The following is a 24727-nucleotide window of genomic DNA, read 5'->3' as shown; positions in this document are numbered from 1 at the left end:
CACCTGAATAAGAAGGCGCGGCCGCGTGTCCCCTTGCCAGCAATGCGGCGCCTGCTGCGCCAGCTACCGCGTCGACTTCAGCGTGCATGAGCTCGACGACAACGGCGGCCGCGTGCCGTCGGGCCTCGCGGTCGAGGTGAACGACGCCCTCTGCCGCATGCGCGGCACCGATCACACGCCGATGCGCTGCGCGGCGCTCACCGGAAAGATCGGCCAATCGGTAGCCTGCGGCATCTACGAATGGCGCCCTAACCCGTGCCACGAGTTGCAGTCCGGCAGCGACGCCTGCGAGCGGGCGCGCGCCCGACACGGCCTCCCCGCGCTGGACGCCTGAACCACAGCATCTGGTCACGCGGTGTGTTGGAAATAACCGACACCACGACCCCTCGCCCGGCGCTAACTTCGCGCCATGCGTTCTCTGCAACCCCAACCCCGCGTCTGGGACATCTCCCCCCCGGTGCATGAAGGCGCGCCGGTGTTCCCCGGCGACACGCCCTACCAGCAGCGCTGGGCCGCGACCATTTCGCCGGATTGCCCGGTCAACGTCAGCGAGATCAAGCTCTCGCCCCACGTCGGCGCGCACGCCGATGCGCCCCTGCACTACGACCCCGAAGGCCAGACCATCGGCAACGTCGATCTCACACCCTTCCTCGGCCCCTGCCGGGTGATCCATGCCATCGCCAAGGGTCCGCTGATCGAGTGGGAGCACATTGCGCATGCCGTCACGAGCGACCTGCCGCCCCGCGTGCTGGTGCGCACCTACGCCACCATGCCCGTCGGCCATTGGGACCCGCAGCTCGCGGCCTACGCGCCCGCCACCGTCGAGCGCCTGGCCGCGATGGGCGTGAAGCTCGTCGGCATCGACACCGCCAGCATCGACCCGGCCGACAGCAAGACGCTGGAGAGCCACCAACGCATCCGCCGCCTGGACCTGCGCGTGCTCGAGAACCTCGTGCTCGACGCCGTGCCCGAGGGCGACTACGAACTCATCGCGCTGCCGCTCAAGCTGGTGAGCGCCGATGCCTCCCCCGTTCGCGCCGTGCTGCGTGATCTTCCCCGCTGAAACCTTCACCATGACGACCCTTGCAGACTGCCGCGCGCTCGACGCGCAAGACCCGCTGCGCGCCCTGCGCGACCAATTCACGATTCCCGCCGACGTGCTCTACCTGGACGGTAACTCGCTCGGCGTGATGCCCAAGGCGGCCCCCGCGCGCATCGCCGAAGTGGTGACCAAGGAATGGGGCGAAGGCCTCATCCGCTCGTGGAACACCGCGAGCTGGTTCGACCTGCCGCAGCGCCTGGGCGACAAGGTCGCGCGCCTCATCGGCGCAGCGCCCGGCGAAGTGGTGTGCACCGACAGCACCTCGGTCAATCTCTACAAGGTCCTGTTCGCGGCCCTCTCGCAGCAGAAGGACAGTGGTCGCAAGCTGGTGATCAGCGAACGCAGCAACTTCCCCACCGACCTCTACATCGCCGAGTCGCTGTGCCGCGAGCGCGGCTTCACGCTGAAGCTCATCGATGCGAGCGAACTCCCGGCCGTGCTGACCGACGAAGTGGCGGTGCTGATGCTCACGCATGTCAACTACCGCACCGGCGCCATGCACGACATGAAGGCCATCACCGCCGCCGCGCACGCGGCGGGCGCGCTCACGGTGTGGGACCTCGCGCACAGCGCGGGCGCCGTGCCGGTGGCGCTCAACGACAGCAACGCCGACTACGCGATCGGCTGCGGCTACAAGTACCTGAACGGCGGCCCCGGCGCACCGGCCTTCGCGTGGGTCAATACCCGGCATGCGGGCCAGTTCGAGCAGCCGCTGTCGGGCTGGTGGGGCCATGCGGCGCCCTTCGAGTTCACGCCGCACTACCGGCCCGCGCCGGGCGTGGGTCGCTACCTCTGCGGCACGCAGCCGATCATTGCGCTGGCGGGCCTGGAGTGCGGGCTCGACACGGTGCTCGCCGCCGAAGCCTTCAACAAGGACCAGGGCGCGATGGCCGCGCTGCGCACCAAGTCGCTTGCACTTACCGATCTGTTCATCCAACTGGTCGAGGAACGCTGCACGGGACAGGGCCTTTCGCTCATCACCCCGCGCGACCATGCGAAGCGCGGCTCGCAGGTGTGCCTCAGCCGCGAAGAAGGCGCCTACGCCATCGTGCAGGCACTGATCGCGCGCGGCGTGATCGGCGACTACCGCGCCGGCGACTCGCAGATGCCCGACATCCTGCGCTTCGGCTTCACGCCGCTGTACATCGGTTTCGAGGACGTGTGGAACTCGGTCGAACACCTTGTGCAGGTGCTCGAAACCGGCGAGTGGCGACGCGAAGAATTCAACCGCAAGAACGCAGTGACATGACCGCCGAAAAGCACACCGAAAAAATCGTCCACGAAGAAAAGGCCCAACTGGACTTCAGCAAGTCCATGAGCTACGGCGACTACCTGCACCTCGACGAGATCCTCAACGCGCAGCACCCGCTTTCGCCCGCACACGACGAGATGCTGTTCATCGTGCAGCACCAGACCAGCGAGCTCTGGATGAAGCTCATGCTGCACGAGCTGCGCGCCGCCACCACCTGCATTGCCGGCGAGAAGCTGGCCGACGCCTTCAAGATGCTCGCGCGCGTGAGCCGCATCATGGAACAGCTGGTGAGCGCATGGACCGTGCTCTCGACCATGACGCCGCCCGAGTACACGGCGATGCGCCCCTACCTCGCGAACTCCAGCGGCTTCCAGAGCGCGCAATACCGCTGCATCGAATTCGCGCTCGGCAACAAGAACGCCGCCATGCTCAAGCCGCATGCGCACCGCGCCGATCTGCTCGCGCAGGTCGAGGAGGCCTACCGCTCGCCATCGCTCTACGACGAGTCGCTGCGGCTCCTCGCGCGCCACGGCCTGCCAGTGCCCGCCGACCGGCTGGAGCGGGACTGGACGCAGCCCTATGAATCGAGCGATGGCGTCGAGGCGGCATGGCTCGTTGTCTACCGCAATCCGCACGACCACTGGGACCTGTACCAGCTCGGCGAAAAGCTCACCGACCTCGAAGACGCCTTCCGCCTCTGGCGCTTCCGCCATGTGACGACGGTCGAGCGCGTGATCGGCTTCAAGCGCGGCACCGGCGGCACGGGCGGCGTGAGCTACCTGCGCAAGATGCTGGACGTGGTGCTGTTTCCCGAGATCTGGAAGCTGCGCACCGACCTCTGAGCGTCACAGGCCGCGTGCAACAATCGCCGCGGCACCGGACCTTCAAGACTCGACAAGGCAGGCGATTCGTCGCTTTCCTTGTGCTGCGGGGCACCCCCGCGGTGGATGGATGGGTACACATTTCGGCGCGTGAGCGGGACTGCGCTGTCGCGCAGCGCAGCTAGCGCATCACCGGCTGGTTGAAGGGCCGGTTGCCACCTTCGTTCCACTTCACCGCCTTCATGACGCGCGAACCGAGCTACAGGGAATGGATTGCACGCGGCCTCGCGCATGCCCTGCTGGCCGATGCGAGGCAGCCCGGCGGCACCACGCCCGATGCGTTGCGTGCGCGGGCCGAGGCGGCGCTTGGCGTCGACCCGCCGTGGCTGAAACTGCTGGCCGAAGAACTCGGCAAGCGATCGCTCGCGACATGGGAGCGCACCGACCTTCCCGGGCTGACGCAGGCGATCCTCGAAACGCCGGCACTGGAGCTCGCCTTCGAGCAGGACGAGCCACCCCGCATTCGCCGGCTTATCCTGCGACCAGCAGAGATGCTCCCGCGCCCGATGGGCCTCGACCACTTCGCCTTGCCTCGATTGCCCACGCTGGCCGATCTTGCGCAGTGGCTCGAACTCGAACCCGACCGCCTCGCGTGGCTCACCGCCGCATCGCAGGCCTTCCGTGCGCCGGATGCATCGAGCCTGCACCCCGCATCGCACTACCGCTACCAGCTGCAGCCCAAGCGCCTCGGTGGCCTGCGGCTGCTCGAGATTCCCAAGGCGGACCTCAAGCGTGTGCAGCGCCGCATCCTCGACGACCTGCTGCAGCGGGTGCCGGTGCACGAGGCGGCCCATGGCTTCGTGCAGGAGCGCTCGGTCGCAAGCCATGCGGCCGCGCATGTCAGCCAGAAAGTGGTGATCGGCTTCGACCTGCGCGACTTCTTTCCCAGCGTGCGCGCCTCGCGCGTGCATGCGCTGTGGCGCACGCTGGGCTACCCCGAAGGCGTGGCGCGTGCGCTCACCGCGCTGTGCACGCACCGCACGTCGGCAGCGGTGATCGAGCGCCTTCGCGACGACGGCGGACTCGACTGGATAGGCGCCAAGCGCCTGGCCGAACCGCATCTACCGCAGGGCTCGCCCTGCTCGCCGGCGCTGGCGAACCTCTGCGCCTTTCGACTCGACCTGCGGCTCGAAGGCCTCGCGTGGGCCTTCGGCGCCACCTACACGCGCTATGCGGACGACCTCGTGTTCTCGGGGCCTGCGTCGCTGCGCGGGCAGTTCAACGCGCTGCGTGCCTGGGTCGACGGCATCGCCGCCGACGAGGGCTTTGCGCTTCATCCGCGCAAGGTGCGCTGCATGCCGCGGCACCGCCAGCAGCGCGTGACCGGCGTGGTCGTGAACGAGAAGGCGAACACGCCGCGCGTCGACTTCGACCGACTGAAAGCAGTGCTGCATCAGTGCGTGCTGCACGGGCCCGCGAGCCAGAACCGCGCAAAGGTGGCCGACTTCCGCGGCCACCTGCTGGGCCACATCGCGTGGATCGGCCAGTTCAATCCGGCGCGCAAGGCGAGACTGATGCGCCTCTTCGAACGCATCGAATGGCCGTCCGTCCCGCAGCCACCGGGTTGACCGCTCGCATGTACCGCTTGTCATGCCTCTGCAAAGCGCTACATTTTTGGCAACAACGACGGAGGCCACTGCCATGCACAACATCCGGTTCTCACCCGACGAGATTTCCACCTTGCGGGCACACGGCGTCGTGATGTTCGCGGACCGCGTGATCTTCGATGCGCAGCCGCCGATGCCGGCGCAGCAGATCGCCGCCGTGCAGGCCCTGTGCGCCGGGCCGATTCCCGAGGCACTGGTCGCGCTGTGGCAAGAGACCGCGGGCGGGCGCCTCGACTACGACCTCGCGCTGCCGATGAACGGCAACATCGAGAGCGTGAGCTGGTCGGAACTCTTCTGGGACGGCAGCGACGGCTACCGCGACCTGCAGGGCTGGATCGAGCACGAGCAGGAACTGGCCAAAGACGCCGCCGCCGAGAACGACGCGCCCTGGAGCGGCAAGCTCACCCACCTGCCCTTCGGCGGTTTCGAGTACCTCGACCGCATCTACACCGTGGTCGAGCCCGGCGAGGCCTACGGCCGGGTCATCGCATGGAAGCAGGGCCTGCCGCCGGCCTGGACGCACGCATTGCACGAAGACACGCTGAGCACCGTCGCGCCGGACCTGCAAGGTGCCTTCGCCGCATTGCACCTCGACGAAGACCCGCTGGCCCCCACGAGCGACTACTTCTCGGGACAGACCCTGCTGCAGTACCTGGACGACCGCCACCAGGACCACGGGCTGGACCTCGACCTGATGGACAAGCTGGTCACCTTCTACTGCCGCGCCGTGGTCGACTGGCGCACGCCGCTCGCGGACGGCACGCTGCGCCATCAGCCGGCGCTGGCGCGTGCGGCGCTGCACCATGCGATCGCGACCGACGACGCGCCGCTGGTGGTAGATCTGGCCGCCTCGGGCGTGAGCTTCGACGGGCCGCAGCAAGGCAGCGCCCTCGCGACCGATGTTGCGCTGAGCCAGAGCGCCTTCGCAGCGGCTGCGGCCTTGGTGCGCGCGGGCGCGCCGGTGGCGGTCGATGCCTTGCGCAACGTCGATGGCCAGATCGCGCCCGAACTCACGAGCGCGCTGCTGGCCAATGGCGCCGAGCCGAGCGTGGCGGCCATCGTCAAGTGCGTGGCGTGCGGTGCGCCTGCGAGCGCGCACCTGATCGCCGATGCCTGCACCGAAGCCGGCATCGACGTGCCGCCCGCCTTTGTCGCGGACCGCGATGCGATGCTGACGGAACTCGAAACGACGTTGGTGAAAGTGCGCGATGGCTCGCTCGGGCACTACCTCGGGCCGGAAGGTCTGGCGGAACGCATCGAGCATCTGCAGACCTTCAGGCTCTGAAGGTCCGAGGGTTCATTCAACCGCCGTACAGCCAGGGCTGATCTAGCAAGCGCGCGCCGAGCGTGCGCATCGCGAGATCGCGCCCCAGGCGCACAGGGCCGGTCGCATGGAAGACCTCGCCGTTGCGCCGCGCGCGCGCCTGCACCTGCGCATTGCGCTGCCAGCGCGCTTCGGCATAGCGCGCGAAGGCTGCGGGTACATCGACCGCGCTTCCATCGCCCAGCACTTCGGCCAGCGCGACCGCGTCCTCGATCGCCATGCCGGCGCCCTGCGCAAGGTACGGCACCATCGGGTGCGCCGCGTCGCCCACCAGCGCGACACGCTCGTGCGCCATGTCGGCGGCGGAGGTCAGCGGCGCGCGGTCGCTGAGCGACCAGGCGCGCCAGCCGGGCATCGCCTCGAGCAGGGCCTGCAGACGGCCGCCGCTGCGGCCTGTGGCCTGTTGCAGGGCCGCGATGCTGCTGGACTGGTCCCAGTCGCGCGCATCGCCGGCCGGGGCGGATTCGGCGATCACCACCACATTGAGCCAGTCACCGCCGCGCACCGGATACGCCACGGCATGCAGGTACGGGCCCAGCCACACATCGACCTGCTGGCGCCGCAATGCCGCGGGCAGGTCGGACTGCAAGGCCATTGCGCGCCAGGCTGTGTGGCCGGTGACGCGCGGCGGCTCCACGGCCGAGGGTGTATCGAGTTGGCGCCGCACCATGCTCCAGAGGCCATCGGCGCCCACGAGCGCTTCGCCCTCCCAGGCGCGGGCGTCGGCGCTAGAGACGCACACGAGGTCGTCGCTGGTCTCGACCTGCCTGATCTGCGCGGCCGTCACCAGCGTGCCGGTGCCGCGCGCGCGCACCGCTTCGAGCAGCAGAGCATGCAGGTCGGCACGGTGTGCGCAGAAGTAAGGGGCACCGTAGCGCTGCTGCATCGCATCGCCCAGCGGCAGGCGGGCCAGCACGGCATCGCTGCCGGCGCTGCGGACCACCAGTGCATCGGGGCGCGCCGCGATCTTCGCGAGGCCCGTGCCGAGGTCCAGTTGTTGAAGGCGCCGCGTGACGTTCGGGCCGAGCTGCACGCCGGCCCCGATTTCGCCGAAGACCGCCGCCTGCTCGAAGACATCGGCGCGGTGCCGGCTCCGCGAAAGCGCCAGCGCCGTGGCCAGCCCCCCGATGCCGCCCCCGGCGACGAGGATGTGCGTGGGCATCGGACTCAGAGGCTGAGAGGCAATTCGGCGTGACCGAGCAGCGCCCGCAAACGGTCCCAATCAAGGCGCAAAGCGCAGCCATAGCTCGGGCTATGGCGAGCATTTGCAACGCAGAGTGGGGCCGTTTGCGGGGGATGAGCGGTCACGCCGGGCTGCCTCTCAGCCTCTTAGGCTGTTCGAGAGGGCCTTGTCGGCTTGCGGCGCGTTGGTGTTGCCGGGTTTCTTGGGAGCGCAGCTGCCACAGGTGTCGCAGGAGCCGCAACCCGAGGTCTTGGCGAGCGAGGCGGCCAGCTGGTTGGCGCGCTCCTGGTCGACCAGGCCGGCACGCTGCGTGCCGGCCGCGAGCTTGTGGGCCGCGCTGCGTCGCCAGCCTGCGGGCATCCAGCGCCAGACCGCGTAGAACGCAGCCGCTGCGACGATCAATCCGACGATCAGTTGTTGCGTCATTTCTTCTTCAAACCTTTCAGCGTCTAGGGCGGTTTTAACCCGCTCCGAGTGCCACCGCAACGTGGTAGGTGATGAAGCACGCTGCGTAGGCGAGCGCAAACAGGTAGCCCGCCATGATCCACACGTACTTCCACGAGGCCGTCTCGCGCTTCACGGCGGCCAGCGTCGAGATGCATTGCGGCGCGAACACGTACCAGACCAAGAGCGACAGCGCCGTCGCCAGCGACCAGCTGCCGGCGATCAGCGGCTCGAGCGCACCGGCCACGTCGTCGCCGGTGGCCGAGAGCGCGTACACCGTGCCCAGCGCGCCCACCGCCACTTCGCGCGCCGCCATGCCCGGCACCAGCGCGATCGAGATCTGCCAGTTGAAGCCGATGGGCGCGAAGATGACTTCGAGCCCGCGGCCGATCATGCCGGCCAGGCTGTACTGGATGGCCGGGCCGGTCGCGCCTTCAGGCGGCGACGGGAAGGTCGAGAGGAACCACAACAGGATCGTTAGCGTGAGGATGATCGTGCCCACGCGCTGGATGAAGATCCACGCCCGCTCGTAGAGGCCGAGCGCGAGGTTGCGCAGGTTCGGCCAGCGGTAGGCGGGCAGCTCCATCAGGAGCGGCGAATGCTGCGTGTTGTCGCGAAAGCGCTTCATCACCCAGGCCACGGCCATCGCCGAGACGATGCCGAACACATACAGCGCGAACAGCACCACGCCCTGCAGGTTGAAGACGCCACCCACGGTGCGCGCCGGAATGAAGGCCGCAATCAGCAGCGCATACACCGGCAACCGCGCCGAACAGGTCATGAGCGGCGCGATCATGATCGTCGTGATGCGGTCGCGCCAGTTGCTGATGGTGCGGGTCGCCATCACGCCCGGAATGGCGCAGGCAAAGCTCGAGAGCAGCGGAATGAACGAGCGGCCCGACAGGCCCACGGTACCCATCACGCGGTCGAGCAGGAAGGCCGCGCGCGGCAGGTAGCCCGAGTCTTCGAGCGCGAGGATGAAGAGGAACAGGATCAGGATCTGCGGCAGGAACACGATCACGCCGCCCACGCCGGCGATCACGCCGTCGACCAGCAGGCTCTGCAGCATGCCTTCGGGGATGGCCGTCTTGAGCAGGCCGCCCAGCGCCTCGGTGCCGGCCTTGATGGCGTCCATCGGCACATTGGCCCAGCTGAACACGGCCTGGAACATCAGGAACATCGTGACGGCCAGCACCACCATGCCCCACACCGGATGCATCACCACGCGGTCGATGCGGTCGCTGGTGGCGAGGCTGCCGACCGGCTCCTTCACCGCGAGGCCGAGAATGCGGCGCACCTCGCGCTGCGTGGCGAGCACGTCGTCCAGGCCCGGCGCCTGCCAGGGCTGCGGCGTGGCGGCGGCCACGGGGGCGTCGAGCGCCTCGAGCAGGTTCTTCGCGCCGCCGGTGTGAACGCCGACGGTTTCGATCACCGGCACGCCGAGCTCGCGCGAGAGCACGGCGGTGTCGACCGCGATGCCCTGCTTCTTGGCCATGTCGGTCATGTTGAGCGCGACGACCATCGGCAAGCCGAGCTTCTTCGCCTCGAGCACGAGGCGCAGGTTCAGGCGCAGATTGGTGGCGTCTGTCACGCACACCAGGAGGTCGGGCAGGGCTTCGTTGCTCTTGCCGGTGACGATGTCGCGGGTGACGGCCTCGTCGGCGCTGAGCGCATTCAGGCTGTAGGCGCCCGGCAGGTCGAGCACGAAAACGCGACGGCCCGATGGCGTGCGCAGCGTGCCTTCCTTGCGCTCGACGGTCACGCCGGCGTAGTTGGCGACCTTCTGGCGGCTGCCGGTCAAGAGGTTGAAGAGCGCGGTCTTGCCGCAGTTGGGGTTGCCGAGCAGCGCGATGCGCCCCGGCTGGGCGGTGGGGGCGAAGCCGCCGGGTCCCTGGATGACGGCTTCAGCCATGGTTGGCGGCTCCCGGCGTGACGTGGATGAGCGCGGCCTCGTGGCGGCGCAGCGCGAAGGTGGTGTGGCCCAGGCGCACCGCCAGCGGCTCCCGGCCCGGGATGCCGCTCGCGACGATGCGCACCGCCTCGCCCGGCACGAAGCCGATTTCGGTCAGGCGCAGCACGAGCTCGCGGTCGTCCGCACCCTCGGGGCGCGCCACGTCGAGCACGGTGGCCCACTGGTTGTTCGGAAGCTGGTCGAGGCGCAGGGCGACGGCCGTGGTGTTGGCCGGCGCGGTGCCGAAGTCGTTGGTTCGCACGGTGGGGCGGCGCCCTGGATATCCGGACGCACCTGTAAGCAAAGCCTAGATGCTAGCAATTCTCAATCGCACAAACCTGACTAAAGCCCTTTGACCTCGGGGGCCGCGCCATTTCTGGCCGCCGCACGCGCCCTTCAGGCCAACTCGACGATGCGCGCCGTCACCGAATTGCCTTCGACGATGAGCTCGCCGACAGCGATTGGCAATTTGAATCGCCGCGGTCCGGCGCTGCCCGGGTTGACGTAGAGCACGCCGCCCCGCTCCTCGACTTTCGGCTTGTGCGAATGCCCGGACACCACCACGCGAACGCCCGCTCCCGCGGGGTCGATATCGATCTGCGAGAGGTCGTGGATTGCATAGACGAGAACACCGCCGACCTTCAGGAATTCCGTCTCGGCGATGCCACCGGCCCACGGCTCCCGGTCGTTGTTGCCCCGCACCACCGTGAGCGGCGCGATGGCCACGAGCGCTTCGAGGATGCCGGCATCGCCGATGTCCCCGCCATGCACGATGAAATCGCTGCCCTGCAGGGCAGCCACGGCCTGCGGACGCAGCAGGCCGTGGGTATCGGAGATGAGCCCGACGCGGATCAAGCGTTCAGGCGGCCAGCAGCTGCCGCAGCACGAACGGCAGGATGCCGCCGTGCTTGTAGTAATCGACCTCGATCGGCGTGTCGATGCGCAGGCGCACCGTCACTTCCTGGTGGGTGCCGTCGGGGCGGTGCACGACCAGCTTCACGTCCATCTGGGGCTTGAGTTCGCCGCCGATCACCACGTCGATCTTCTCGTCGCCCGTGAGGCCCAGCGTCTGCCATGAATCGGCGCCGCGGAACTGCAGCGGCAGCACGCCCATGCCGACCAGGTTGGCGCGGTGGATGCGCTCGAAGCTGCGCGCCACCACGGCCTTGATGCCCAGGAGCTGCGTGCCCTTGGCGGCCCAGTCGCGCGAGGAGCCAGTGCCGTATTCCTCGCCGCCGAACACCACCGTGGGGGTGCCTTCTTCCATGTACTTCATGGCGGCGTCGTAGATGAACATCTTCTGGTTGCCCGGCTGGAACAGCGTGACGCCGCCCTCTTCCTGCGTGCCGTTGGCGTCCGGCGGAATCATCAGGTTCTTGATGCGCACGTTGGCGAAGGTGCCGCGCATCATCACGTCGTGGTTGCCGCGACGCGAGCCATAGCTGTTGAAGTCGGCCTTGGGCACGCCGTGCGCCTTGAGCCAGATGCCCGCGGGCGAGCTTTCCTTGATCGAGCCGGCCGGCGAGATGTGGTCGGTGGTGATCGAGTCGCCGAAGAGCGCCATGATCCGCGCGCTCTTGAAGCCCGCGTCCGTCGCATGCGGCTTCATCTTGAAGCCCTCGAAGAACGGCGGCTCGGCGATGTAGGTCGATTTGGGCCAGTCATAGACCTGGCCGTCGGTGCCCTTGATGCTGCTCCAGAACTTGCCCGGGTCGGTCTTCACCTTCTCGTAGTTCGCGCGGAACGACTTGGCGTTCATCGCAAAGCGCAGGTTCTCGTCGATCTCCTTCGGCGTGGGCCAGATGTCGCCCAGGTACACGTCCTTGCCGTGCTTGCCCTTGCCCACGGGCTCGGTCATGAGGTCGGTCATCACGTTGCCCGCGATGGCAAAGGCCACCACCAGCGGCGGCGAGGCCAGGAAGTTGGCCTTCAGGTTCGGGTGGATGCGCGCCTCGAAATTGCGGTTGCCCGACAGCACGGCCGCGCCGATGAGGTCGTTCTTGGTGATGGCTTCGTTGATCTCGGGTGTGAGGTCGCCGGCGTTGCCGATGCAGGTCGTGCAGCCGTAGCCCGCGAGGTAGAAGCCCAGCTTCTCCAGGTACGGCAGGAGGCCCGCCTTCTCCAGGTATTCGGTGACGATGCGGGAACCCGGGGCCAGCGAGGTCTTGATGTGCGGCTTGACTGTCAGGCCCGCCTCCACCGCCTTCTTGGCCAGCAGGCCCGCCGCGAGCATCACGCTCGGGTTGGAGGTGTTGGTACACGAGGTGATGGCCGCGATCAGCACGTCGCCGTTGCCGATGGTGACCTGGCCCTTGGGCGCGGGCGGCGCCGTGGCGCTGGTGTGCGCCGCGGCCTTGGTCGAGCGGTTGGCGACCATCTCGACCAGTTCGCGCGGCGAGCCGGCGGGCGGTGCGGCGGCCTCGTCGTCAGTGCCCTGGCCGGCGGTGATCAGCGGATAGCGCTGCTTGAGCTTCTCGGCCGGCTGGTTGAAGCCGTTGGCGTCGTTGGGCTTGCTGTAGAGCTCGGAGAACTTGGTGGACAGGTGGCCCAGGTCGATGCGGTCCTGCGGGCGCTTGGGGCCCGCCAGGCTCGGCGACACGGTGCCCAGGTCGAGCCTGACGATCTTGGTGTAGTCGATGTCGCCCGGTGCGGGCATGCCGAACAGGCCCTGCGCCTTGTAGTAGGCCTCGAAGCGCTCGACCTCTTCCTTGGTGCGGCCGGTGCCTTCGAAGTACGCCACGGTCATCTCGTCGACCGGGAAGAAGCCCATCGTCGCGCCGTATTCGGGCGCCATGTTGCCGATGGTCGCGCGGTCGGGCACGGCGATCGATGCGGCGCCGGGACCGAAGAACTCGACGAACTTGCCGACCACTTTTTCCGTGCGCAGGATGGCGGTGACGTACAGCACCAGGTCAGTGGCGGTGACGCCTTCGCGCAGCTTGCCGGTGAGCTCGAAGCCCACCACGTCGGGCGTCAACATGTAGACCGGCTGGCCCAGCATGGCCGCCTCGGCCTCGATGCCGCCCACGCCCCAGCCGACCACGCCGATGCCGTTGATCATGGTCGTGTGACTGTCGGTGCCGACCAGCGAGTCGGGGTAGTAGGTGGGCGTGTCCGCCTTGTCGTGCGGGCTCTTGTAGACGCCGCGCGCAAAGTATTCGAGGTTGACCTGGTGGACGATGCCGAAGCCCGGCGGCACGACGCGGAAGGTGTCGAAGGCCTGCATGCCCCACTTCATGAACTGGTAGCGCTCGTTGTTGCGCTGGAACTCCAGCTTCATGTTGAGGTCGAGCGCCTTGGGGGTGCCGTAGTAGTCGACCATCACCGAGTGGTCGACCACGAGGTCGACAGGCACCAGCGGCTCGATGGTCTTGGGCGACTTGTTCAGCTTGGCGGCCACGCTGCGCATGGCGGCCAGGTCGGCCAGCAGCGGGACGCCGGTGAAGTCCTGCAGCACCACGCGGGTGACGACGAACGGGATCTCGTCGGTGCGCTCTGCATTGGGTGCCCAGTGGGCCAGCTCTTCGACATGCTTGGGCGAGACCTTCTGGCCATCGCAATTGCGCAGCACCGATTCGAGCACGATGCGGATCGACACGGGCAGCCGCTCGATGGTGGGGTATTGCTTGGCCAGCTCCTTCAGGGACCAGTACTTGCCGGACTTGCCCGATGCGGTCTTGAAGGTCTTGAGGGTGGACGCAAAGGCGTGAGCCGGTGCTTTGGCCATAGAGGAACTCCTGTTGTTTCGTGGAAGCTCCTCAAGGATAGCGGGGAACAATGACCGTGGCTCGCCCCCAGTCTTCGCGCACTTCGTGTCGCTGCGCCAACCCCCTCTACCGGGGGCAACACCTGAGGCCCGGCAAAGCCGGTTCCTCGGCGTTACCTGAACAGGCCGCAAGGTCTTTCACGCCATTGCCATATTCGCGCTGGCGCGCGTGCGGCGAAGGCCGGTCCATTGCAGCTCGGCCAGCACGACCACGCACACGGCCTGCGCAATCACCCAGGCCATGCCCAGCGCAGTGACCGCGAACACCCCGCTCACCAGCAATGCGATGCAGGCCACGGCCCAGCCGAAGTTGCCGAAGATCACGAGGCCGACCAGCGTGCGCGACGGGGTGCTGCGGCTGGCCATGAAGGCGGCGAGCGCCGCATACGCCAGCAGGAACACGCCGGTGCCCATCAGCAGCGCCGCGGGCAGCCCGGTGAGCTCTGCCAGCGCATCGGTGAATGCCACCTGCAGCGCGCCGGTCGCGGCGCAGGAGGCGGCGTCGGCCCACATCACGTTGGGCAGGAAGCGGGGGGAAGTGAAGACGGACATGTGAATCTCCTTGGGGGTCACTGGGGTGGTACGCCGCAAGCCAGTCCTGCCGCGTTGGAGCCAATGATTCCGCGGGGCATGCATCGCGTCGATGACCTGGGAGGTCATGGCGCCGCGCCGGCACCGCGCCAGAATGCGGGCCATGAACACCACCCGCAGCACCCATTCGTCCAAGGCCAGCCAGCCCGGCGCGCGCGATCCGTTCGGCGCGCATCTCCGGCATTGGCGCACCCACCGGCGCCTCAGCCAGCTCGACCTGGCGCAGGAGGCCGAGGTCTCGACCCGGCACCTCAGCTACGTGGAAACCGGCCGCGCCGCGCCCAGCCGCGAGATGGTGCTGCGCCTGGCCGAGCGGCTGGAAGTGCCGCTGCGCGAACGCAACGCGCTGCTGGTGGCTGCGGGCTTCGCGCCGATGTACCGCCAGCGTTCGCTCGACGATCCGGCGCTGGCTTCGGCGCGGCGTGCGGTGGACCTGGTGCTCAAGGGCCACGAGCCTTTTCCCGCGCTCGCCGTCGACCGCCACTGGAACCTCGTCGCCTACAACGCGCTGGTGCCGATGCTCATGGCCGGCGCGGCGCCCGAGTTGGTGGCGCCGCCGGTCAACGTGCTGCGCCTGAGCATGCACCCCGGCGGCCTCGCCTCGCGCATCGCGAACTTCGCGCAGTGGCGCGCCCATCTGCTCGAGCGGCTGCAGCAGCAGATCGCCGCGACGGGCGATGCGGTGCTGCAGGAACTGCACGACGAACTGGAGGCCTTTCCCGCCCCCAACGTGAGCCATGACGCACCGAAGACCGAGACCGATCTCTCGGGCGTGGTCGTGCCCTTTCAGCTCGTCACGCCGAACGGGGTGCTGAGCTTCATCAGCACGACGACGATCTTCGGCACGCCGGTCGATGTCACGTTGCAGGAACTGGCGGTGGAGTCGTTCTTTCCGGCCGATGCGCAGACGGCGGCGGCACTGACGGAGATGGCAAAGCAGGCGGCTGGGTGAGGTTTTCGCCCTCGGCTTTCCGCGCCGACGGGCCTTCGAAGTCGTCCACCTGGATGACCTTGTCGGCGGCCCGCAGGTAGGCCAGCGCAAGTTCGGGGTCGGGCGCCGAGCGGGCGGCTTCTTCCAGCGAATTCGTGCGGCGCAGCACCTTGTTGAGCGCCGCCGTCGTGTCGCCGAGCTGCGCACCCAACTCCATCGCATGCATCAGGTCGCGCAAGCCACCGGCCGCCGGTTCGCTGAGATCGGGGGCCAGTCGCTCGACGATGCGCGGGTTTGTGCGCAGCAGGTCCGCGAGTTCGATGAGCTGCACATCACGCAGCGGCGCCAGGTGCGCGGTGCGGCGCAGCACCAGCGCGCCGATCACGCGCCGGCCCGCAGTCGGCAGATTCGCATACAGGTCGCGCAGGATCTTGCCGGCCTCGTCGAGCTGCAGCCGGATCGCGGCCCGCGCAAAAGGCAGCAGCTCCGGCGCCGCATCGACGCGATAGCGCCAGACGCAGGCACTCGCCAGGTACAGATGCGCGAGCACGTCGCCCAGCCGCGCCGACAGCAACTCCATGCGCTTGAGCTTGCCACCGAGCATGCCCATCGCAAGGTCGGCGGTGAGCGCGTATTTGGCGCTCATGCGCGCGATGAGCCGCGCCTCGCGCGCCAGCGCTTCGGGCGGCGTGCCGATCACCGGCGCCCCGAAGAGGCTGTGCCAGAGGTTGACCGCCACATGCTTGCCGTGCGCGACGAGCGCCTTGCCGAGCGCGGTTTCGTCGTTCGCCTGCACGGCGGCCATTTCGTCGAGCACATGCGGATGGCAGCGCACCGCCCCCTGCCCGAACACGATGAGCGCACGCGTGAGGATGTTCGCGCCTTCCACCGTGATCGCGATCGGCGCCTGCCGGTAGGCCACGCCGAGCAGGTTCGACGGGCCCGAGATGATGCCCTTGCCGCCGAGGATGTCCATGCCATGGTTGACCGCGCGGCGCCCCGCCTCGGTCAGTTGCACCTTGAGGATCGCGCTCGCCACGCTGGGCCGCTCGCCCTTGTCGAGCGCGGCGGCCGTGAAGCGGCGCGCCGCATCGCTCGCATAGAGCTCGGCCGACATCTGCGCGACCAGCCCGGCAATCGCATGGAACTTGCCGACCGGCAGACCGAACTGCTCGCGGATCTGCCCGTAGCCGTTGCTCACGTACAGCGCCGTCTGCTGCATCGACGATCCGAGCGCCGGCAACGAAATCGCGCGCCCCGCGGCCAGGCATTCCATCAACATGCGCCAGCCCTGGCCGACCTGTTTTTCGCCGCCGATGATCCACTCCATCGGCATGAAGACCTGGCGCCCGTGGATCGGACCGTTCATGAAAGCGCTGTCCATCGGGCGATGGCGGCGGCCGATCTCCATGCCCTCGTGCGGCACCGGAATCAGCGCGCAGGTGATGCCCAGCTCGCGCTGGCCTTCGGGCCGGCTCTCGTCGATGGCGTGGAAGGCCAGGCCCACCACGGTGGCGACGGGCGCGAGCGTGATGTAGCGCTTGTCGAAATCGACCAGAAAGCCGCGCGTCGGCTTGCCGTTGAACTCGCGCTCGACGATCACGCCGCGATCGGGGATCGATGCGGCATCGGAGCCGGCATAGGGCGACGTCAGCCCGAAGCACGGCAGCTCGCGGCCATCGGCCAGGCGCGGCAGGTAGTGCTCTTTCTGCGCGTCGGTGCCGTAGCGCAGCAGCAGTTCGGCCGGGCCGAGCGAGTTGGGCACCATCACCGTCACGGCCGTGGCCACATTGACGGTGGCGATGCGCGCCACCACCGTGGCGTGGGCGTAGTGGCCGAAGCCGAGACCGCCGAACTCTTCAGGAATGATCATTCCGAAGAAGCGTTTCTCGCGGAGGAACCGCCACACCTCGGGCGGCAGGTCGTGCGCCTGGTCGATGGCATGGTCATCGAGCATGTGGCACAGCGCGCGCACCTCGTTGTGCAGGAAGGCCTGCTCGCGCGCCGTCAACTGATTGGGGCCCATGGCGGTGAGCGCATCGAAATCCGGGCGCCCCGCGAAGAGCTGGCCTTCGAAACCGACGGTGCCGGCCTCGAGCGCCGCACGCTCGGTGTCGCCCAGCGGCGGCAGCGCCTTCGAGAAGGGCTGCATGGCCCATCGGCCGATCAATGAAGCCAGAGGCATGGGGTCTCCTTCGCCGCGACGGGTGCGCGGATCAAGTTCCATGCTGAACTCGACTGCCCCTGCGCGGGGCCGGTCAAGGGCGTCCCTGCGTGTCGGATGCGGGCGCACCTGCCGCCCGCGAGGTAGTCCCAGCCGGCTAGCGTCGCTTGGGTGCCTGTCCGGCCGGAGCCGCAGGAGCCGGCGCCGCAGCGGGCGTCGAAGGGTCCCGCCAGCCGTATTCGACGTAGCGGCGGATCACGAGGCAGCCCGGCGGCGAATCGATCAACGAGACCGACGAGGTCGGCTCCTTGGCATCGGTGTAGACCGCATAGATGGGCAGCAGGCGCGTCATCTGGTAGTCCTTGAGTTCCTGCTCGGCGACGCTCTGGCAGGTGAAGGGCGCGACCGAGATGCGCTCGGCCGACACGGTGCAGCTGCCGCCGTCGCCGGGAATCGCGGTGATCGAGGCCGCCACGCCGGCGTTCGGGTACTGAATGCCAACCAGCGAGAACATCGGGCCGTCGTCGGGACGCTTGCGGTCCCAGTCGAGCAGCACGTCGTGGCCGCGGCTGCCCTGCACGGTGAGCGTCGCGAGCCGCGTGATGGCGGGCAGGCAGCGCTTGATGCCCACACTGGTGGCGGCGCGCGTGAGCGTGTCCTGCGGCGGGGCGGCCGGCGCCTGGGGCACCAGCACGCCTTGCGCGAGTGCGGTGCCGGCGATGGCCCAGGCGGCCAGGGCAAGCAACAACTCTCGGATCCGCAGCGTCGTTGTCCTTTTCATCTGGAGTTTCACGCGTAGAGGTTCTCTATGGCGGCGGTGTAGATGCGCACGTTCTCCTCGCTTTCCGGATCAAGCGTCGCGATGAGCTGGCGTGCACGCTCACGATAGGCCGGCAAGTTGGCATCGTGCTCCGCAAAAGCCCGTTGCAGGGCACGGCCGCCTTCTTCGCAATCGAAGTCGTGGTAACGGTAGCCACAGTCGCCGATAAGGTGCGAGTTATGGATCAGGGGGTAGCCACCGTAGAGCGCTTCGTAGTAGAGGTAGTTCTGGCCGTTCTCCCAGTGGTGGCTGACTACCGCGTCGACATTGAGCGCCATCACCTGCCAGATCGGGAACCTGCCCTCGAAACTGCTCAGCCCGTGACGCACGATATCGAGGCTGTGGGCAAAGCCGCTGAACACCGAATGCTCCTTCATGTGGAAAGTGTTGTAGGCGTAGACGTGCTCCAGCAGATCAGGGTCGGCGCGGTGCGCGGCCTCGCAGCACAGCAGCGGTATGTGGCTTGTCTTCACCATGCAGATGTTGGGCTCGAACATCGCAACGCGCCAGCGCCTGCGGCCCGGCTCATAGTCGAAGCGCTGGCCTTCGGGCAGACCGGTGACGGCGCGATCGAGCACCATCGGACTCCACAGGTGCGGCACCATGCGCACCGGCGCGCGGAAGCCGGTCGCGAAATACGGCACGCAGGTGGTCTCATATTCAGGCAGTGTCCATATCTCACTGTAGGGCGCGCCGGTCAGCAGCAGACCGTGCGGCTTGTCAAATACCATGCGCTCGATATCGATCACATAGTCGTTGCCCACGCGCATCGAGACGATCTTCCCGCCGCGTTCGCGAAACGCCACCATCCATTCGCGGCCCAACTGGGCGCTCATCTCGATCATCACATCGAGTTCCTGCGCCGCCTGGGCCATATCGATCAGGGGCGCGGGCGAATCGGCCAGAAAATTCGTGGCATCTTCAGGGCCGCCATCGCCACCACCTGTCACCAGGTAGGTCTGCCCTACCAGCGGCGAGCGCTGCAGCAGCATGATGAGGAACAGGCAGTTCTGGTAGATGCCGTTCTCCCAGAGCGATTGCGTGCCCTTGCGCACGAAAATGGAAACGCCCACTTTCAACGCCTTCATGCTGCGATGCTCCCCAAGGTGGTGTGGGCCTGCAGGTCGAGCAGCAGCCGGGCATACCGTTCGAGGTTGGATGCATTGAAGGGGTCGACGGCTTCGAACACCTTTCGCGAACGCTCGCGGTAGCCGTCCAGCCGCGCGTCATGCTCGCTGGCCGCGATGCGCAACTGGCGCCCCCCCTCCGCGGCATCGAAGCCGGGGTAGTAGTAGCCAGCGCCAAAGCCCTGCAGCCAGGGCGAGTTGTGCACCAGCGGATAGTCGCCGTAGAGCGCGTCGAGATAGCTGTAGTTCTGGTCGTTGGTCCACTGGTGCGACACCACCGCATCGGCATGCTGGACCATGAAGCCCACGATGTCGTGCCGCCCAAGGAACAACGCCTTGTGCTGCTGTACCAGGTTGAGCTGGTTCGCGAAGTACAGCATGGTGGGGTGGTCCTTCATGTGCAACGTGTTGAGCACGTTCATCATTGCCACGCTGCCCGGATCGGCGCGATAGGCCTCGTCGCAGGCCTGCATCGAGATGCTCGAGGTCTTTGCGACCGAGACATTCGGCTCGAAGATCGCCACTCTGACTCCGCTTCGCGGCACACCGGCCTGCCAGCCGAAGCGGTAGCCCATCTGGGCCACCTCGGCGATGCGCTGCTCAAGGAACTGTGGATGCCAGAGGTACGGCACTATCCGTACCGGGCAGCGGTGCAGCACGCGCTGCATGCTCGCGAACGTCTCGTATTCGGGCAGCAGCCAGATCTCGTCGCAGCGGTCAGGCCGAGAGAAGTGACCAGGCTTGTCGAACACCGCCGGCTCGATCAGCGCCGTATAGGGCTGTCCCGCGCAATAGTAGACAACCTTCTTGCCGCGGGCCCGCTGCAGCGCGAGCCATTGTGGATCGAGAGCACCAGCCATCTCGATGATGACGTCCACCTCGTCAGTGGCCTCGTGCGCGCGCATCAACGCAAGACCAAGGACATTCAGATCGACCTGCGCTGGCATGGCCTGCTGGTCACCAACGTCGATCAGCACCACCGAGCTCACAAAGGGTAGTTTTTGAAAGAGGCGCGCCAGGAACACCACGTTCTGGCCAAGGCCGTTCTCCCAGATGTTTTGCCCCGCCCGGGTGATGACAGAAATGCCGATGCGCATGTGAATATGTGCCTTGAAAGAAAACTGGCCCCCGCGCCAGAGACGCAGGAGCCAGCAGATTACCCGATCCGGCGACCGGGTCAGAAGTAGCAAATGCCGATTATTTCCACTTCCAACCGATGCCGGCGTTCACGCCCCACTCCTTGCCGGTGGTGGACAGACCCGCACCCCAGGACATCTTGCCGTCGTCCGACAAGGCCTTGAAGGTCAGCGCCACGGCGCTGTAGCCCTTGTAGCTACCGAAGCCCACGCCCACGGTCTTTTCACCCGGGTAGAGCGTCGGCAGGTAGGTGCCCGACATCGCGAAGGCCATCGCCGAACCCGAGTAGGCGATGCGTGCCACCTCGCCGACCTGGCCCTGCACCTGGTTCAGCTGCTGCACGTTGACCGCATCGCCCGGCAAGATACCTGGCGCCACGTTCGAGATGCGCGTGCCGCCCGGCGCCTGGCCGCCACCCAGCGTGATCTGGTTGTAGTTGACCGACCCGTCCGGGTTGGTCGCGTACTGCACGCTGCTGGCCTTGGCTGCGGTCGATGCGGCCTTCAGCTGCGCGACGTTGGTCGCATCGCTGTCGGCCGAGCCGGCCGCCACACCGGTGATCTGGCGGAACTGGCCGTTGGCTGCGTCGCCCACGGACACAGCGGCCTGCGTGCTGGTCGTGGCCTTGATGGCTGCTTCCTGCTGCGCATTCGCGCTACCGGGGATGTAGCCGACCACGCCCGCGGCGGTCGTCGCTTTGGACCCCGCGCCCAGTGCCACGCCACCGCTCTGCGTGACCAACGAGCCGAAGCCGATGGCCGTGCCCTGGGAGACGTTCTGCGCCTGGCTCAGCACCGTGCCGCCGGCGTCGGCCTTGTCGCCCAACGCCACGCCACCACCACCCGCGCGGGAATCGACACCGATCGCCTGTGAGCCGGTCGCAAGCGCGCCCGAACCGATCGCGATGGCGTTGGCCCCCGTGGCCTGCGCCCCGAAGCCGATCGCCACAGCACCGTCTGCCGTCGCCTTCGCACCGTTGCCGGCGGCGAAGGAGTTGGCGCCGCTGGCCACCGACTGCGGCCCGATCGCCACGGCTTCCTGGCCGCTGGCCACCGAGTCGCCCGCCGTCGAGTTGGCATGGAAGTACTTGGTGCCCTTGTCGTTGATCGTGTTGACCGTCGTGCTCAGGCTGCTGATGCTGCTGGTCGCGGTGGCCAGGCCCGTGGAGGTCGAGGTCGACAGGCTGGCCAGACCGCTGTTCGAGCCGCTCACGCTGGTGGACAGGCTGTTGAGGCTGCTGTTGGTCGTGCTCAGGCCCGTCGACAGGCTGGTGATACCGCTGGTCGCGGTGCTCAGGCCGCTCGACGTGGACGTCGACAGGCTGTTGACGTTGCTGTTCGTCGTGCTCAGGCCGGTCGACAGGCTCGAGACGCTGCTGGTCACGGTGCTCAGACCGGTCGACAGGCTGCCGATGCTGCTGGTGGCAGTGCTCAGGCCGCTCGACGTGGAGGTCGAGAGGCTGTCGACACTGCTGGTGACAGTGCTCAGGCCGGACGAAGTCGAGGTCGACAGGCTGTTGATGCTGCTGGTCGCCGTGCTCAGGCCCGACGAAGTCGAGCTCGACAGACTGTTGACGCTGCTGTTCGTCGTGCTCAGACCGCTCGACAGGCTCGAGATGCCGCTGGTGGCGGTGCTCAGGCCCGTGGAGAGGCTGGCGATGCCGCTGGTCGCAGTGCTCAGGCCGGTGGACAGGCTGCCGATGCCGCTGAACGCCGTGCTCAGCCCCGAGGACAGGCTGCCAATACCGCTGGCCGCAGTGCTCAGACCGCTCGAGGTGGACGTCGAGAGGCTGCTCACGGTGCTGTCGGTCGTGCTCAGGCCGGTGGACAGGCTCGTGATGCCGCTGGTGGCAGTGCTCAGGCCGCTCGACGTGGAGGTCGACAGGCTGTTGACGTTGCTGTTGGTCGTGCTCAGGCCGGTCGACAGACTCGAAATGCCACTGGTCGCAGTGCTCAGGCCAGACGACGTCGAAGTCGACAGGCTATCGATGCTGCTCGTCGCCGTGCTCAGGCCGCTCGAAGTCGATGTCGACAGGCTGCTGATGCTGCTGGTAGCAGTGCTCAGACCGGACGACGTGGAAGTCGACAGGCTGCCGATGCTGCTCGTGGCGGTGCTCAAGCCACTCGACGTAGACGTCGACAGGCTGCTGATGCTGCTGGTCGCAGTGCTCAGGCCACTCGACGTGGAGGTCGAGAGGCTGTCGATGCCGCTGATCGCCGTGCTCAGACCGCTCGACGTGGACGTCGACAGGCTGCTGACGTTGCTGTTGGTCGTGCTCAGGCCGGTAGACAGGCTCGAGATGCCACTGGTTGCAGTGCTCAGGCCAGAAGACGTCGAGGTCGACAGGCTGTCGATGCTGCTCGTAGCAGTACTCAGACCGCTCGACGTGGACGTCGACAGGCTGCTGACATTGCTGTTGGTCGTGCTCAGACCGGTAGACAGGCTGCTGATGCCGCTGGTTGCAGTGCTCAGACCCGACGACGTGGAAGTCGACAGGCTGTCGATACTGCTCGTCGCAGTGCTCAGACCGCTCGACGTGGAAGTCGACAGGCTGCTGACATTGCTGTTGGTCGTGCTCAGACCGGTCGACAGGCTCGAGATGCCGCTGGTTGCTGTGCTCAGGCCAGAAGACGTCGAGGTCGACAAGCTGTCGATGCTGCTCGTCGCAGTGCTCAGACCGCTCGACGTGGAAGTCGACAGGCTGCTGACATTGCTGTTGGTCGTGCTCAGACCGGTCGACAGGCTCGAGATGCCGCTGGTTGCTGTGCTCAGACCCGACGACGTGGAAGTCGACAGGCTGTCGATGCTGCTCGTCGCCGTGCTCAGACCGGAGGACGTCGAAGTCGACAGGCTGCTGATACCGCTCGTCGCAGTGCTCAGGCCAGACGACGTCGAGGTCGACAGGCTGTCGATGCTGCTCGTGGCGGTGCTCAGACCCGAGGAGGTCGAAGTCGACAAGCTGCTAATGCCGCTGGTCGCAGTGCTCAGGCCAGACGATGTGGAGGTCGACAGGCTGTCGATGCTGCTCGTCGCCGTGCTCAGACCGGACGACGTCGAAGTCGACAGGCTGCTGATGCTGCTCGTCGCTGTGCTCAAACCCGAAGACGTAGAAGTCGACAAGCTGCTGATGCCGCTAGTCGCTGTACTCAGACCAGAAGAGGTCGAGGTCGACAGACTGCTGATGCTGCTGGTTGCAGTGCTCAGGCCGGACGATGTCGAAGTCGACAGGCTGCTGATGCCACTCGTCGCAGTACTCAAACCAGACGACGTAGAAGTCGACAAGCTGCTGATGCTGCTGGTAGCAGTGCTCAGGCCGGACGACGTCGAGGTCGACAGACTGCTGATGCCGCTGGTGGCAGTGCTCAGTCCAGACGACGTGGAAGTCGACAGACTGTCAATGCTGCTTGTGGCGGTGCTCAAGCCACTCGAAGTCGAGGTCGACAGGCTGCTGATGCTGCTCGTCGCTGTACTCAGACCAGAAGAGGTCGAGGTCGACAGACTGCTGATGCCGCTCGAAGTCGAAGTCGACAGGCTGCTGATGCTGCTGGTTGCAGTGCTCAGGCCGGACGAAGTCGATGTCGACAGGCTGCTGATGCCGCTGGTGGCAGTACTCAGTCCAGACGATGTGGAAGTCGACAGGCTGTCAATGCTGCTTGTGGCGGTGCTCAAGCCACTCGACGTAGACGTCGACAGGCTGTTGATACCGCTTGTAGCAGTGCTCAGCCCCGACGACGTGGAAGTCGACAGGCTGTCAATGCTGCTCGTCGCCGTGCTCAAGCCACTCGACGTAGACGTCGACAGGCTGTTGATACCGCTGGTAGCAGTGCTCAGCCCCGACGACGTGGAAGTCGACAAGCTGCTGATGCTGCTGGTAGCGGTGCTCAGGCCGGACGACGTGGAGGTCGACAGGCTGCTGATGCCGCTGGTGGCAGTGCTCAGTCCAGACGACGTGGAAGTCGACAGACTGTCAATGCTGCTTGTGGCGGTGCTCAAGCCACTCGAAGTCGAGGTCGACAGGCTGCTGATGCTGCTGGTCGCTGTACTCAGACCAGAAGAGGTCGAGGTCGACAGACTGCTGATGCCGCTCGAGGTCGATGTCGACAGGCTGCTGATGCTGCTGGTTGCAGTGCTCAGGCCGGACGAAGTCGATGTCGACAGGCTGCTGATGCCGCTGGTGGCAGTACTCAGTCCAGACGATGTGGAAGTCGACAGGCTGTCAATGCTGCTTGTGGCGGTGCTCAAGCCACTCGACGTAGACGTCGACAGGCTGTTGATACCGCTTGTAGCAGTGCTCAGCCCCGACGACGTGGAAGTCGACAGGCTGTCGATGCTGCTCGTCGCCGTGCTCAGGCCAGAGGAGGTCGATGTCGACAAGCTGCTGATGCTGCTGGTCGCTGTACTCAGACCAGAAGAGGTCGAGGTCGACAGGCTGCTGATGCCGCTGGTA

Annotated in this window: 19 protein-coding genes; 7 read left to right on the top strand and 12 right to left on the bottom strand. The window is 67.0% G+C overall.

The window, feature by feature from the left end; all coding sequences use genetic code 11:
* The first annotated feature begins 25 nt into the window (after positions 1 to 25).
* The 6 genes from NU688_RS00095 to NU688_RS00070 all read left to right on the top strand — a co-directional run bounded on the left by NU688_RS00095 (position 26) and on the right by NU688_RS00070 (position 6127).
* Positions 26 to 334 (top strand): YkgJ family cysteine cluster protein, encoded by a 309-nt coding sequence (locus tag NU688_RS00095; protein WP_257858517.1) that lies wholly within the window; start codon positions 26 to 28, stop codon positions 332 to 334.
* Between the two features lie 75 nt (positions 335 to 409).
* Entirely contained in the window at positions 410 to 1063 is a 654-nt protein-coding gene (gene kynB / locus NU688_RS00090) for an arylformamidase (protein ID WP_257858516.1), read from the top strand.
* A gap of 10 nt (positions 1064 to 1073) precedes the next feature.
* Positions 1074 to 2351 (top strand): kynureninase, encoded by a 1278-nt coding sequence (gene kynU / locus NU688_RS00085; RefSeq protein WP_257858515.1) that lies wholly within the window; start codon positions 1074 to 1076, stop codon positions 2349 to 2351.
* On the top strand, positions 2348 to 3196 hold the full coding sequence (gene kynA / locus NU688_RS00080) for a tryptophan 2,3-dioxygenase (protein WP_257858514.1): 849 nt from the start codon (positions 2348 to 2350) through the stop codon (positions 3194 to 3196). Before kynU ends, kynA begins: the two co-directional genes overlap by 4 nt.
* Positions 3197 to 3417: 221 nt before the next feature.
* On the top strand, positions 3418 to 4803 hold the full coding sequence (locus tag NU688_RS00075; RefSeq protein WP_257858513.1) for a reverse transcriptase family protein: 1386 nt from the start codon (positions 3418 to 3420) through the stop codon (positions 4801 to 4803).
* A 73-nt stretch (positions 4804 to 4876) separates the two neighbouring features.
* Positions 4877 to 6127 carry an SMI1/KNR4 family protein gene (locus NU688_RS00070; protein WP_257858512.1) on the top strand — a complete coding sequence of 417 codons (1251 nt, stop codon included), beginning with the start codon at positions 4877 to 4879 and terminating at the stop codon, positions 6125 to 6127.
* Positions 6128 to 6143: 16 nt separating this feature from the next.
* Here the strand turns inward: NU688_RS00070 and NU688_RS00065 are convergent, their stop codons facing one another.
* The 7 genes from NU688_RS00065 to NU688_RS00035 all read right to left on the bottom strand — a co-directional run bounded on the left by NU688_RS00065 (position 6144) and on the right by NU688_RS00035 (position 14062).
* Positions 6144 to 7328 (bottom strand): FAD-dependent monooxygenase, encoded by a 1185-nt coding sequence (locus NU688_RS00065; protein ID WP_257858511.1) that lies wholly within the window; start codon positions 7326 to 7328, stop codon positions 6144 to 6146.
* A 159-nt stretch (positions 7329 to 7487) separates the two neighbouring features.
* A complete protein-coding gene (locus tag NU688_RS00060) occupies positions 7488 to 7775 on the bottom strand; it encodes a DUF6587 family protein (protein ID WP_257858510.1) in 288 nt (95 codons plus the stop codon).
* A gap of 34 nt (positions 7776 to 7809) precedes the next feature.
* Positions 7810 to 9705: a ferrous iron transporter B gene (locus NU688_RS00055; RefSeq protein ID WP_257858509.1), complete on the bottom strand. Its 1896-nt coding sequence runs from the start codon at positions 9703 to 9705 to the stop codon at positions 7810 to 7812.
* Positions 9698 to 10006, bottom strand: a complete 309-nt coding sequence (locus NU688_RS00050) for a FeoA family protein (protein WP_257858508.1) — start codon at positions 10004 to 10006, stop codon at positions 9698 to 9700. The genes NU688_RS00055 and NU688_RS00050 overlap by 8 nt, the downstream gene beginning before the upstream one ends.
* Positions 10007 to 10140: 134 nt before the next feature.
* Positions 10141 to 10599 (bottom strand): metallophosphoesterase family protein, encoded by a 459-nt coding sequence (locus tag NU688_RS00045; RefSeq protein ID WP_257858507.1) that lies wholly within the window; start codon positions 10597 to 10599, stop codon positions 10141 to 10143.
* A gap of 4 nt (positions 10600 to 10603) precedes the next feature.
* Complete coding sequence (locus NU688_RS00040; protein WP_257858506.1) at positions 10604 to 13471, bottom strand: aconitate hydratase; 2868 nt, start codon at positions 13469 to 13471, stop codon at positions 10604 to 10606.
* 177 nt (positions 13472 to 13648) lie between these two features.
* Positions 13649 to 14062, bottom strand: a complete 414-nt coding sequence (locus NU688_RS00035) for a hypothetical protein (RefSeq protein WP_257858505.1) — start codon at positions 14060 to 14062, stop codon at positions 13649 to 13651.
* Between the two features lie 142 nt (positions 14063 to 14204).
* Here NU688_RS00035 and NU688_RS00030 point away from each other — a divergent pair, with 142 nt between their 5' ends.
* Complete coding sequence (locus NU688_RS00030; RefSeq protein ID WP_257858504.1) at positions 14205 to 15053, top strand: helix-turn-helix domain-containing protein; 849 nt, start codon at positions 14205 to 14207, stop codon at positions 15051 to 15053.
* On the opposite strand, the gene NU688_RS00025 is transcribed toward NU688_RS00030, so the two are convergent.
* The 5 genes from NU688_RS00025 to NU688_RS34020 all read right to left on the bottom strand — a co-directional run.
* Positions 14959 to 17217: an acyl-CoA dehydrogenase gene (locus NU688_RS00025; RefSeq protein WP_257858503.1), complete on the bottom strand. Its 2259-nt coding sequence runs from the start codon at positions 17215 to 17217 to the stop codon at positions 14959 to 14961. The genes NU688_RS00030 and NU688_RS00025 overlap by 95 nt on opposite strands.
* Before the next feature lie 136 nt (positions 17218 to 17353).
* Complete coding sequence (locus NU688_RS00020; protein ID WP_257858501.1) at positions 17354 to 17977, bottom strand: hypothetical protein; 624 nt, start codon at positions 17975 to 17977, stop codon at positions 17354 to 17356.
* Between the two features lie 8 nt (positions 17978 to 17985).
* Positions 17986 to 19104 carry a DUF2827 domain-containing protein gene (locus tag NU688_RS00015; RefSeq protein ID WP_257858500.1) on the bottom strand — a complete coding sequence of 373 codons (1119 nt, stop codon included), beginning with the start codon at positions 19102 to 19104 and terminating at the stop codon, positions 17986 to 17988.
* Positions 19101 to 20240, bottom strand: coding sequence for a DUF2827 domain-containing protein (locus NU688_RS00010; protein WP_257858499.1), 1140 nt, complete (start codon positions 20238 to 20240; stop codon positions 19101 to 19103). Before NU688_RS00010 ends, NU688_RS00015 begins: the two co-directional genes overlap by 4 nt.
* Positions 20241 to 20340: 100 nt before the next feature.
* On the bottom strand, positions 20341 to 24727 hold a 4387-nt coding region (locus tag NU688_RS34020; protein WP_257860469.1), incomplete at its 5' end, for a YadA-like family protein.

Source organism: Variovorax sp. ZS18.2.2 (assembly GCF_024701975.1).
Lineage (GTDB): Bacteria > Pseudomonadota > Gammaproteobacteria > Burkholderiales > Burkholderiaceae_C > Variovorax.
The sequence above is the reverse complement of the archived record's forward strand: the minus strand, read 5'-3'. Positions and strand labels throughout refer to the sequence as shown.

What these genes read in the sequence shown, in the direction of transcription:
- kynB (WP_257858516.1), top strand. Translation starts at nt 410, where the DNA reads ATGCGTTCTCTGCAACCCCAACCCCGCGTCTGGGACATCTCCCCCCCG.
- kynU (WP_257858515.1), top strand. Translation starts at nt 1,074, where the DNA reads ATGACGACCCTTGCAGACTGCCGCGCGCTCGACGCGCAAGACCCGCTG.
- kynA (WP_257858514.1), top strand. Translation starts at nt 2,348, where the DNA reads ATGACCGCCGAAAAGCACACCGAAAAAATCGTCCACGAAGAAAAGGCC.
- NU688_RS00075 (WP_257858513.1), top strand. Translation starts at nt 3,418, where the DNA reads ATGACGCGCGAACCGAGCTACAGGGAATGGATTGCACGCGGCCTCGCG.
- NU688_RS00070 (WP_257858512.1), top strand. Translation starts at nt 4,877, where the DNA reads ATGCACAACATCCGGTTCTCACCCGACGAGATTTCCACCTTGCGGGCA.
- NU688_RS00065 (WP_257858511.1), bottom strand. Translation starts at nt 7,328, where the DNA reads ATGCCCACGCACATCCTCGTCGCCGGGGGCGGCATCGGGGGGCTGGCC.
- NU688_RS00060 (WP_257858510.1), bottom strand. Translation starts at nt 7,775, where the DNA reads ATGACGCAACAACTGATCGTCGGATTGATCGTCGCAGCGGCTGCGTTC.
- NU688_RS00055 (WP_257858509.1), bottom strand. Translation starts at nt 9,705, where the DNA reads ATGGCTGAAGCCGTCATCCAGGGACCCGGCGGCTTCGCCCCCACCGCC.
- NU688_RS00040 (WP_257858506.1), bottom strand. Translation starts at nt 13,471, where the DNA reads ATGGCCAAAGCACCGGCTCACGCCTTTGCGTCCACCCTCAAGACCTTC.
- NU688_RS00035 (WP_257858505.1), bottom strand. Translation starts at nt 14,062, where the DNA reads ATGTCCGTCTTCACTTCCCCCCGCTTCCTGCCCAACGTGATGTGGGCC.
- NU688_RS00030 (WP_257858504.1), top strand. Translation starts at nt 14,205, where the DNA reads ATGAACACCACCCGCAGCACCCATTCGTCCAAGGCCAGCCAGCCCGGC.
- NU688_RS00025 (WP_257858503.1), bottom strand. Translation starts at nt 17,217, where the DNA reads ATGCCTCTGGCTTCATTGATCGGCCGATGGGCCATGCAGCCCTTCTCG.
- NU688_RS00020 (WP_257858501.1), bottom strand. Translation starts at nt 17,977, where the DNA reads ATGAAAAGGACAACGACGCTGCGGATCCGAGAGTTGTTGCTTGCCCTG.
- NU688_RS00015 (WP_257858500.1), bottom strand. Translation starts at nt 19,104, where the DNA reads ATGAAGGCGTTGAAAGTGGGCGTTTCCATTTTCGTGCGCAAGGGCACG.
- NU688_RS00010 (WP_257858499.1), bottom strand. Translation starts at nt 20,240, where the DNA reads ATGCGCATCGGCATTTCTGTCATCACCCGGGCGGGGCAAAACATCTGG.